Source organism: Sphingobacterium composti (genome assembly GCF_009829075.1).
GTDB lineage: Bacteria > Bacteroidota > Bacteroidia > Sphingobacteriales > Sphingobacteriaceae > Sphingobacterium > Sphingobacterium composti.
Map to the genome: position 1 here is coordinate 102,256 of NZ_WUQZ01000009.1, position 10,398 is coordinate 112,653.

The 10,398-nt window shown below is 35.7% G+C and carries 11 protein-coding genes; 6 read left to right on the forward strand and 5 right to left on the reverse strand.

The window, feature by feature from the left end:
- Positions 1-12: 12 nt before the first annotated feature.
- Together GOQ17_RS08435 and GOQ17_RS08440 are read left to right on the forward strand one after the other, a co-directional pair.
- Positions 13-1,194 (forward strand): MFS transporter, encoded by a 1,182-nt coding sequence (locus GOQ17_RS08435; RefSeq protein ID WP_159636887.1) that lies wholly within the window; start codon positions 13-15, stop codon positions 1,192-1,194.
- A gap of 10 nt (positions 1,195-1,204) precedes the next feature.
- The gene (locus GOQ17_RS08440; RefSeq protein WP_159636888.1) at positions 1,205-2,479 is read left to right on the forward strand and encodes an AI-2E family transporter; all 1,275 of its coding nucleotides are present in this window, start codon (positions 1,205-1,207) and stop codon (positions 2,477-2,479) included.
- 5 nt (positions 2,480-2,484) lie between these two features.
- Here GOQ17_RS08440 and GOQ17_RS08445 read toward each other — a convergent pair whose 3' ends face one another.
- The 3 genes from GOQ17_RS08445 to GOQ17_RS08455 form a co-directional block, all read right to left on the reverse strand.
- Positions 2,485-3,114, reverse strand: coding sequence for a hypothetical protein (locus GOQ17_RS08445; RefSeq protein WP_159636889.1), 630 nt, complete (start codon positions 3,112-3,114; stop codon positions 2,485-2,487).
- A 63-nt stretch (positions 3,115-3,177) separates the two neighbouring features.
- Complete coding sequence (locus tag GOQ17_RS08450; protein ID WP_159636890.1) at positions 3,178-3,696, reverse strand: 2'-5' RNA ligase family protein; 519 nt, start codon at positions 3,694-3,696, stop codon at positions 3,178-3,180.
- Positions 3,697-3,720: 24 nt separating this feature from the next.
- The gene (locus tag GOQ17_RS08455; protein WP_159636891.1) at positions 3,721-6,660 is read right to left on the reverse strand and encodes a DNA polymerase III subunit alpha; all 2,940 of its coding nucleotides are present in this window, start codon (positions 6,658-6,660) and stop codon (positions 3,721-3,723) included.
- A gap of 103 nt (positions 6,661-6,763) precedes the next feature.
- On the opposite strand from GOQ17_RS08455, the gene GOQ17_RS08460 reads away from it, so the two are divergent.
- Positions 6,764-7,420 carry a TatD family hydrolase gene (locus GOQ17_RS08460; RefSeq protein WP_159636892.1) on the forward strand — a complete coding sequence of 219 codons (657 nt, stop codon included), beginning with the start codon at positions 6,764-6,766 and terminating at the stop codon, positions 7,418-7,420.
- Entirely contained in the window at positions 7,417-8,148 is a 732-nt protein-coding gene (locus GOQ17_RS08465; protein WP_159636894.1) for a tRNA threonylcarbamoyladenosine dehydratase, read from the forward strand. Before GOQ17_RS08460 ends, GOQ17_RS08465 begins: the two co-directional genes overlap by 4 nt.
- 41 nt (positions 8,149-8,189) lie before the next feature.
- Here GOQ17_RS08465 and GOQ17_RS08470 read toward each other — a convergent pair whose 3' ends face one another.
- Positions 8,190-8,930, reverse strand: a complete 741-nt coding sequence (locus GOQ17_RS08470; RefSeq protein ID WP_159636895.1) for a DKNYY domain-containing protein — start codon at positions 8,928-8,930, stop codon at positions 8,190-8,192.
- A 545-nt stretch (positions 8,931-9,475) separates the two neighbouring features.
- On the opposite strand from GOQ17_RS08470, the gene GOQ17_RS08475 reads away from it, so the two are divergent.
- Together GOQ17_RS08475 and GOQ17_RS08480 are read left to right on the forward strand one after the other, a co-directional pair.
- Positions 9,476-9,766: a DUF4342 domain-containing protein gene (locus tag GOQ17_RS08475; RefSeq protein ID WP_159636896.1), complete on the forward strand. Its 291-nt coding sequence runs from the start codon at positions 9,476-9,478 to the stop codon at positions 9,764-9,766.
- Between the two features lie 11 nt (positions 9,767-9,777).
- Positions 9,778-9,978 carry a YqaE/Pmp3 family membrane protein gene (locus GOQ17_RS08480; RefSeq protein ID WP_236537102.1) on the forward strand — a complete coding sequence of 67 codons (201 nt, stop codon included), beginning with the start codon at positions 9,778-9,780 and terminating at the stop codon, positions 9,976-9,978.
- A 255-nt stretch (positions 9,979-10,233) separates the two neighbouring features.
- Here the strand turns inward: GOQ17_RS08480 and GOQ17_RS16590 are convergent, their stop codons facing one another.
- Complete coding sequence (locus GOQ17_RS16590) at positions 10,234-10,389, reverse strand: group II intron maturase-specific domain-containing protein (RefSeq protein WP_394350605.1); 156 nt, start codon at positions 10,387-10,389, stop codon at positions 10,234-10,236.
- Between the last annotated feature and the right edge of the window lie 9 nt (positions 10,390-10,398).

Here is a 10,398-nt window from a genome sequence, read left to right on the forward strand (position 1 = left end):
ACACACAAAACTATGGATTCCGAGCAAAACGGATCGATTTACACCGCTTCATTTTTTCTACTTTGCCTGAGTACACTCTTATTCTCAGCGAGTTTCAATATGATTATTCCTGAATTGCCCAATTACCTCACATCTCTAGGTGGAGCAGAACACAAAGGACTGATTATCGCATTATTTACACTGACAGCTGGAATATCGCGTCCGTTTAGTGGTAAACTAACGGATAAATGGGGACGTGTACCTGTCATGGCAATTGGCTCTATTGTCTGTGTCATTTGTGGATTTTTGTATCCTATTCTGAGCAGTTTATCGGGATTTTTTTTACTACGCTTAATTCACGGCTTTTCCACAGGATTTAAGCCTACAGCGACAGCTGCTTACATTGCAGATATCATACCCTCCAATCGTTGGGGTGAAGCTTTGGGTATGCACGGACTTTGTTACAGTTTAGGCAGTGCCATCGGTCCAGCTTTAGGAGGATTTGTAGCGCAAGCATATAGTTTGGATGCTATGTTTTATAGTTCATCTGCATTTGCTTTTTTGTCAATTATTATTGTATTCAACATGAAAGAGACGCTGAAAAACAAAAGTAAATTTCACGTTTCTATGCTGACAATCACAAAAAAAGATATACTCGAAGTAAAAGTGCTTCCTGCCGCTATCGTAATGCTGTTATGCTACAGTTCTTCTGGTGTTATTTTAACATTAATCCCTGATTGGAGTGAAAATTTAGGAATCGCAAATAAAGGGCTTTTCTTTACAGTGTACACGATTGCCTCGGTGGCTATACGGTTGTTATCTCGCAAAGCCGCTGACCAACATGGTCGTACGATTATGATGCGAATTGGCGTAATTATTATGACAATTTCTTTGATTATTTTAGGTTTTGGAAAAAGTATTAATTACTTAATTTTAGGAGCCGCAGTATTCGGAGTAGGAAGTGGAATCTTATCTCCAGCATTAAATGCATGGACTATTGACCTATCGGACCCCAACCACAGAGGGAGGGCGATGGCAACAATGTATATTGCTTTAGAAATCGGAATTGGTTTTGGCGCATTATTTGCAGGTTATATTTATCATGATATAATAAATCGAATACCGCAAATTCTTTATGGAAATGCGATTGTAGTATTCTTAGCTTTATTGTATATTTATTATTGGGAAAAAACTAAAAACACACAGCACTATTAACCAAATAAATATGGATGCACAACCATCTAAAAAACCGTATTCCATCAATTTGGCATCGAGCCTTTTTGCATTGGTATTAATCCTTGGATTAATGTATGTTTCGCAAAGTTTATTGATTCCTTTACTTTTTGCTACTTTAATTTCTATTTCACTGTTTCCACTAGCTCGACTTTTTGAGAAATTGAGATTGGGAAAAGCTTTTGCGGCTTTACTCGCAGTGATAGTAGCAATTGCTATTATTTCAGGAATTATCTGGTTTATAGTCCATCAAAGTATCATTATCGGAAAAGATGCATCTTCAATAACTGGTAAGGTGTTGTCTGTGCTTGAACAAGGTCAAACTTGGTTACAAGAAAAATTTGGCATTGAACGTAATCAGGTAATGGACAAATTGCGCGAGCAAGGCAACAAGTCCATGGAAAATGCTGGTGGTATGATTACTTCGACGTTTGGTTCGTTAGGAAATACATTGGCAAATGCGATTTTGGTTCCGTTGTACTGTTTCTTTATGTTGTATTACCGTGACTTCTTTCGTGAATTTTTCTTCAAAGCATTCAAATCAACCCCTCAACGTAAAGTGAATGAAGTATTGAATAAAATTTACGAGGTCGTTCAAAGTTACTTAGTTGGATTAATCACCGTAATGGGTATCGTAGCTATTCTAAATACTGGCGGTTTGATGCTGATGGGCATTGATTATGCGTGGTTCTTTGGTTCGTTAGCGTCTCTTTTAATGCTATTACCTTACATCGGAATTGCTATTGGTTCAATACTTCCAGCCCTATTTGCACTTGCCGTGAAGGATAGCGCTTGGTATGCAGTCGGAGTGATTGCGTGGTTTCAAGTAGTACAATTTCTTGAGGGAAATATCATTACGCCAAATATTGTAGGCAGTAAAGTAAGTATCAATCCTCTAATGGCCATCGTCGGCATCTTGATTGGCGGTATGTTGTTCGGTTTAGCTGGTTTAATTTTAGCATTGCCTTTTATTGCGACCCTAAAAGTTGTTTTTGATGCGATACCTTCGATGGAAGCTTTTGGTTTCTTAATCGGAGAGCCCGAAAAAGAACATTTGAAACGCAATTCTACGCAAGAACTTTTGATGAAATGGGGAATCGTTCGTTTACCCAAGAACAAAAAGAAAATTGAAGTGGATATCAATGTAGAGACTCCTGATGGCGAGCAACCGGAAACGAGTATGACCTACAAAGAAATCAATGAATCTGAAGTCAATCCTTATGAGGATCTGAAACAAGAGAATGATAAAAAAGAAGAAAAGGAATAGCATAGCTATTCCTTTTCTTGTAAAAATTCTTGAATCAAATATTCGTCAATATTTATTAAAATGATTTGAGGGTTTTCATATTTTGCATGTGCTTTTATGTTATTAACTACTGTTTGAAAAGCACTAATCACATGTTTTTTAAACATATTCGACCAAAATAATACAATAACATCTTTCGAAGGAGTTTGTTCTAATCTATAGATAGTTAATAAATCATCTAAATTTGCGGACATCGAATCAGGTATTGTATAGGCTGTTTTGGGAACATAGCTATCAAATTTATGATCATAATTCCAATCTAAATTTCCCATCCAGCCTCCTCTTGCATAACAATTAAGATGATAAGAAAACAATTGTTTATTTTCGAAATACAATATCTGCACTGGCTGAGACAAATTCTTACTCCCTAAATCAGCAAACGATTGATTAACTTGTTGAAAATTATTAACAGTACTAATCAAACTCGTTATATTACCTTCTGGATATAGGGATTTCAATTGAGACAAGTTAGAGCCGTATTTACTTTCATCTAATTCATCTGCAAGTTCAATACCATAAACTTTATAAAAAATACGCGTGCAGGAAGTACACAATAAACTAAAGCATATTACGACAAAAAATAGTTTTTCCTTCATTTGGCTCAAAAATTATTAGGATAAAGTTAACTTGTCGCTATGGTAATTTTTGTTAAACAAGAGTTAAAAACTAATAAACTCCTTCAAATCATACTGCTTTCTAACGGGATTAAATTCTCGAAGCATTACCCCATCGCATAAAAATGAACTTGAATAAGTAGTAAAAGTATCTTTAGCGACTTGTAACTGTTCTTTATTTAATCTTCTTCCAATGGATAAATGTGGTGTCGTACAGATATAAGCATCCGGAATTATTTCTTTTACTTTGACAGCTATAGCTTTAAACAAAGCTTTTAAATAAAGACTAGAATTCTCATCTGGCTTTACGTAAAAAGCACCGCTTGTAAAGGAGTCAAATGAATTTAAAAGTATTACGTCCTTATGCCAATTAACAATTAGTTTAGATACTTCTTGCTTTACACTTTCAAACTGTGTTTCATCAGCGCAAAACTCGCAAATTGTAAAATGCGCTAAGGCATTAACACTGCTATACCAACCTATTAGAGATTTTAAACCTTGATTAATTCTCTTAATCACACCCAATAACTCCGCTGGATGAATTACAATAGAATACTTTTTCATTTTTAATCTTTTTGTGATTTATTTCTATCTTTTCTTAGCTCCAAACTTATACCCTAGCTTCCGCATACTTAACACTTCTACGCTATATACTCCAAATTCTTTCAACACACGTCCGTGAATTTCATAAAAACCTGCGCCTAAAAATGGGTATTGCTTATAAACAGGTGGAAAGTGTACGGTATCTAACCAGTCCCCCTCTGCGTCCAAAAAAGTTCCGAAACACATCCGCTCATTTTTAATAGTCCAGGTTTCCTTTAACGTCACAAATCGACCAACGATTTTAATTTGCTGTCCTAAATACGCTGGTAAATCTTTGGCTTTAATTACGCCAGTCAAGTTTTTTTCTTCCAATAATTCAAAAAAATCACCTACGACAAATCCCAACAAATCCAATTCATCTTTCAAATCTTCCAAACGGTCTTCTTCGAAAGTTGGCAACGAAAAATGTGGTTCATCCGTAGCAAATAAACTGACTGGCACTTCCTTTTCTACGCGTTTACTTTTGAAATTTGATTCCCAAAGCAATGTTTTCTTATCCAATCCCGTAAACCGCAACGCACCAATTCGAATCAGCAAATTCAACTGTTCGGGTGAAGGATGCAAACGTTGGAAAACATCTTGCAAATCACGATAAACACCATTTTGCTTTCGCTCCGAAACAATTTGATGCGCAAAACGTTCTTCCAAACCTTGCAAATGAATAAAACCGACATATACTTTATTGCCATGAATATTTGTGAGATAATCGCTATGATTCAAACATGGAAGCTGAATATCTCCCCCATTGCGACGCAGCTCATGAAAATAAAATTCCGTGCGATAGAAACCACCAAAATTGTTAATAACCGCTACATAAAATTCTTGGGGATAATAGGTTTTGAGAAAAAGACTTTGGTAACTTTCGACTGCAAAAGAAGCCGAATGCCCCTTCGCAAAAGAATAACCGCCAAAACTTTCCATTTGTCGCCAAACTTCTGCTGTGACAGACTCTTCATAACCAAATTCACGACAATTGGCAAAAAATTTCTTTCGAAGCTTTTCAAATTTATTCTCCGAACGGTATTTGCCACTCATCGCCCGACGCAAGATATCCGCTTCATCGAGCGAAATACCACCAAAATGATGCGCCACTTTAATCACATCTTCTTGATAGACCATAACACCGTACGTTTCTTCGAGCAACTCCTTCATCTTTGGATGTAAATACACGACCTTATCCCTATCGTGATAACGCTCAATATACTGCTTCATCATGCCCGATTGTGCCACACCGGGACGAATAATTGAACTCGCAGCAACAAGCGTTATATAATCCGAACATTTCAACTTGCCCAAAAGTTGACGCATAGCAGGACTTTCGATATAAAAACAGCCAATGGTATCCGCTTCACGAATTTTCTTCGCCAATTTTGGATCATTAAAAAAATCATCCACTTGATGAATATCAATATGTTTTCCACGATTTTTGGCAATTAATTCCAACGCATCTTTGATATGCCCCAATCCACGTTGACTCAGAATATCAAACTTGTACAATCCTATCCTATCCGCTTCAAACATATCCATATGCGCTGTCACAAAACCTTTAGGTGGCAATTCGGTGACCGCATATTGATTCAACGGTTTTTCGCTAATCAAAACACCGCCCGCATGTACCGAAATATTTGTTGGAAAATTTACTAGCAACTCGCCATATTTCTTAATCCATCGCTGATATTTATCTTCTGAACTCCACTCTCTAGCACCGACCAAACGGTCAATTTCCTCTTTTGGAAGTCCAAAAACTTTTCCCAATTCTCGAATAATAGCGCGACGTTGGAAGGTCGAATACATTCCCAATAACGAAACATACTGCCTTCCGTAGCGCATGAACATATATTCAAAAATGGCATCACGGTCTTGCCAACTGAAATCAATATCAAAATCTGGTGGAGAAGTACGATTAGGATTCAAAAAACGTTCGAAATACAAATCCAACTTTATTGGGTCTACATCTGTAATGCGAAGGCAATATGCCACGACTGAATTAGCCCCACTTCCACGCCCTACATGATAAAATCCTCGTTCACACGCATAGCGCAAAATATCCCAAACTATCAGAAAATAAGCATTGAAACCCAAATCCGAAATCATTTTGAGTTCTTTCTCAACACGCTCAAGCGCTACTTTATTTTGGAATCCATAGCGCACTTTACATCCTTCCATCGCTAATTTTCGCAATAATGAAGCATCATCTTCTGCTGAAGTCGTGAAGTATTTTCGATTCTTGTCCGTGTGGAATTCCATTTCGATGGAACAAGAATTGACCACCTGCATAGTCTTCGAAATCACCGAAGGGAAGCGCGCAAAAGCACTAACCAATTCTTGCTCCTCCAATAGTACCTCTCCTTCACCTGCATAATCCTCCTTCGTCAATTTGGAAAGCAAAGTATTCTTGGCTATAGCACGCAAAATACGATGTACATCATAATAAGTCCTGTCTTGAAAAGTAACGGGATGCAAAATCACAAATTTGTCGAGATGCAAATGCAACTGACAAGTCAAGTTATTCAAATCCGGAATATCCAAACCTATGAGTTCATTAGCCCCAAATTGCTGCTGCAAAATATGCTCTTCGTAACGATAAATCACCCAGACGTCTTGAGCTGTAAAACTTGGTCGAACAGGAAAAGGAATATTACGCTGTTTGTGATAAGATAAGAATGTGTGTATGGCTAACAATCCTGCATTATTTTGAGCTAATAACACATAACAAAACTTGTCATCATTGCGTACTTCCGTACCAATAATAGGTTTAATGCCCTCAATTTGACATTTATGCACAAAATCCCAACAATCTGCCGTCGAATTAATATTAGTCAAAGCCAAAGATGTAATACCTAAACTTTTGGCTTGCGCTATTAATTGCTTCGGCTCATATGTGCCATAATGAAAACTAAACCAAGTCTTGCAATTCAAAAACATACTGCAAAACTAGGTATTCAAAATCTTATTTTACTAAAATTTTTAGCAAAATATTTCAACATTATTTACACTTCTTCCTCATTTCTTTTAGTAAATTGCGTCTATGTTGTCCTACATCGATATTCATACACATCAACTTCAAGAAAATCCTGACACTTTTCAATTACTAAATTGTATCATTGGAAAAGAAGATTTTCCAGCGCAACCTTGTTCGGTAGGGATTCATCCTTGGTATGTAAATGATGATATCGAGGCACAATTTGAATTATTAAAATCACAGGCTTCTAAAGAAAATGTCCTGGCAATTGGCGAATGTGGATTAGACAAAATCATAGAAACCGATTGGAACTTGCAAACTGAAATCTTTGAGAAACAAATACAGTTGGCGAAAGAATTGCAAAAACCTTTGATAATACATTGTGTACATGCTTACCAAGAGATTTTTGCTATTCTGAAAGACCAAAAAGCAACCGTTCCTATTATTTTTCATGGATTTAATAAAAAAGCAGAATTAGGGAATTCTATTCTAAATCAAGGCTATTATGTTAGTTTAGGCACTTCTATTCTCAAAAGAAATCAAGATGACTTTATAAAATCTGTTGAGTTAAACAAAATTTTCTTCGAAACTGACAATAAATCTACTAATGTAGTAGATATTTATTCTTATTTTTGCAGCGTTCGAAAAATCAGCATGTCCGATTTGCAAGAACAAATAGTCAGAAATTTTCAGAACGTATTTAGATACAATAATATAGAATGAAAGATTTATCTTGGTTGTCAAGAACAGAAGCATTAATCGGCCGTGAGGCTTTAGAAAAATTAGCAAATTCGCATGTTTTGGTTTTGGGATTGGGCGGTGTAGGTTCATTTGCTGCAGAATTTATCGCGCGTGCGGGTGTCGGCAAAATGACTATTATTGATGGAGATACCGTTGACCCATCGAACCGCAACAGACAGCTTCCTGCACTGGCTACAAATCACGGCGTAGCAAAAGCGCAAATCATGAAACAACGCTTGTTGGATATCAACCCAGAATTGGACTTGACAGTCTACGAAGAATTTGTGATTCCTGACCGTGTTGAAATGCTTATCGCTGAAAAACCAGATTATATCGTAGAGGCTATTGATAGTATCACCCCGAAATTATTTTTGATACGTCAAGCTTATGCAGCAGGGATTCCGTTTGTTAGCTCAATGGGTGCTGGTGGCAAGGTAGATCCTACAAAAATCAAAATTGCCGATATCAGCGACACATATAATTGTAAATTAGCGCAACACATCCGCAAAAAATTACGGAAGCACGATATTAGAAAAGGTGTAAAAGTTGCCTTCTCAACTGAATTACCAGACAAAGCCTCCCTATTGTATACCGATGGAAGTAATTACAAAAAATCGGCTTATGGCACGATGTCCTATTTACCAGCCGCTTTTGGCGGAGCCATTGCTTCGGTAGCAATTCGAGATTTGATAGATATCAAAACAGTATAAATAATAATAGCGAGAAAAAATCTCGCTATTATTATTTATACTTATTTTCTCCTTATACGCTTTCCATAATAATAACGTATATCTCCATCTACTCCATAGCCAATTTCGTCTACAATTTCGAATCCAAAATTAGATGGATTCTTAGTCTTAATGACTTTTATTTTATCAGCAATACTATTTACGAAATACGCATTTTTACTATCCACTGCATACCAACAGACATCTTGATTTTGATAATATTCATCTGTAAAACAAGCATCCAAAAACTTAAAAGTTGAAATATCAATCTCCGGAACTCTTTTATCTTTGAAATAGAAAAAGTCTTTATCACGAGCAAAATTCATATCAGGATGAACAATCTTAAATGAATCAACATCGACTTCTTCTACAAGATGTGTATATCCAAAATAGATTTTATCATTTACTTTTTGATAGTAGGAGGATAATTTTACAACATCTTTCAATAAGTAAGGTAATTTTCTATCATACACATAATCTTGATTACCTGAATTTGAAAATCCCTTTTCCAAATCCAAAATGTTAAAATCATCTGGATTTGCATCTTCGAGAATAGTAAATTCATTCATAAAACTATCTACATACACATGATTTTTGTCTTTGAAATATGTGATTGTGGGACGATCTAACGAAGTAATAACTGTAAATGTTGGAAAATCAATTGTTCTATAATATTTCTTAAATATCTCTTGGACGCTATCAAATCTTGTAATACAATTATTATGAATCACATAATAACCATTTCCTATATGTCTTCTACTCATCTTTAAAAATTATTCGGTGACTGCGATAGCCATTCTTCTGTGTTCGCCTATTGATAATATTAAAAATATTTTTTTAAAGTGACAAACGTTAAAAATAATGGTATTATATGTTAAAAAAGAGAATAGATATTAGTTTCAATTTTTCTGAATTATGGCAATATACTCATTCATCATAAATTCCATAGATACTCTGTGATAATATTAAACATCTTATAAAATCAAAATTTTATTATCAGTGTTTAAAAACTGTGAAATTCAAATTATAAGTAAAACTTAGTCTATAAGATGATACTTGAATAAGAAGAACTATATTAATACGTATTTTAGTTTATTATTTAATAATATCTCTTCTCATGATTCGATTATGTATTTTTTTTATTTACCAAAAAAAACCGCCAAAATCGTAATTATTAACCGAAGCAAAAGCCCCTTTTACCGAATAGCTTTCTTGCTTCGCCTAAAAACAATAAAATTCGAATAAATAGACCCATACTTTTGAAACATAATCATAAAGATATTTGTTAAAAACATAAACATTTAAAGTCATGGCATATAAAGAAACATTCAATATTTCGGGAGAGAATTTACTTAAGAAAGTAAAAGAACTTTTCAAAGAAGCGAACGTAACGAAGATTACGATTGCAGACAAAAATGAAAAAGAAATTATCAGCTTTCCAGTTTCGATTGGTATCGTAGGGGTATTTTTAGCGCCAATCTTTGCAGCTGTTGGCGCCATAGCTGCTATTGTAGCAGAATGCAAAATTATCGTGGAGCGCAAAGAAGATGAGCCTACTCAAACAGAAACAGTCGCTGAAGAAGAAAATCCTTTAGTTTAATTTCGCCAAGCATGATGATACTTATAGCAGTTCTATTTCCTTGGCTATCTTTTTTCTTGAGAGGCAAGATATTAGTAGGTATACTTTGTATTATTCTTCAATTTACATTGATTGGCTGGTTACCTGCGGCTATTTGGGCTGTGGCGGCGCATTTAGATGCTAATAACAAAAAGAGATTGCAAAGACATTATCAACATGTGCATTTTGTGTAGAATACGTGTTTAATTATTATAGAGTAGGAAGGTAATCATTATTTGATTACCTGACCCCTCACACCACCGTACGTGCCGTTCGGCATACTGCGGTTCATTAAACATTAACAGTCTTTGGGACTATTATATCGGTAAGATATAGTAGTCCTTCTTTCTTTAAGAATGCATTGGTAAGCGTTCGTTTCAAGATTGGGCTATTTACCGTTCGCCACGGACCTTTACGGGTATTACCCCATTGATAAGCTTTGTTAGAAGTCACCCCAGTTTCTTAAGCTCCTTCACACGGGTCTTGGTCCGTTTCCATTGGCTCCAGTAGCACAGTCTAACACGGCTACGTGTCCACTCGTCTAGGATTTCAAATATGCTTCGCGATTCACTTAACTTGAAGTAACTACCCCATCCTTGGTTCAATCGTCGGAT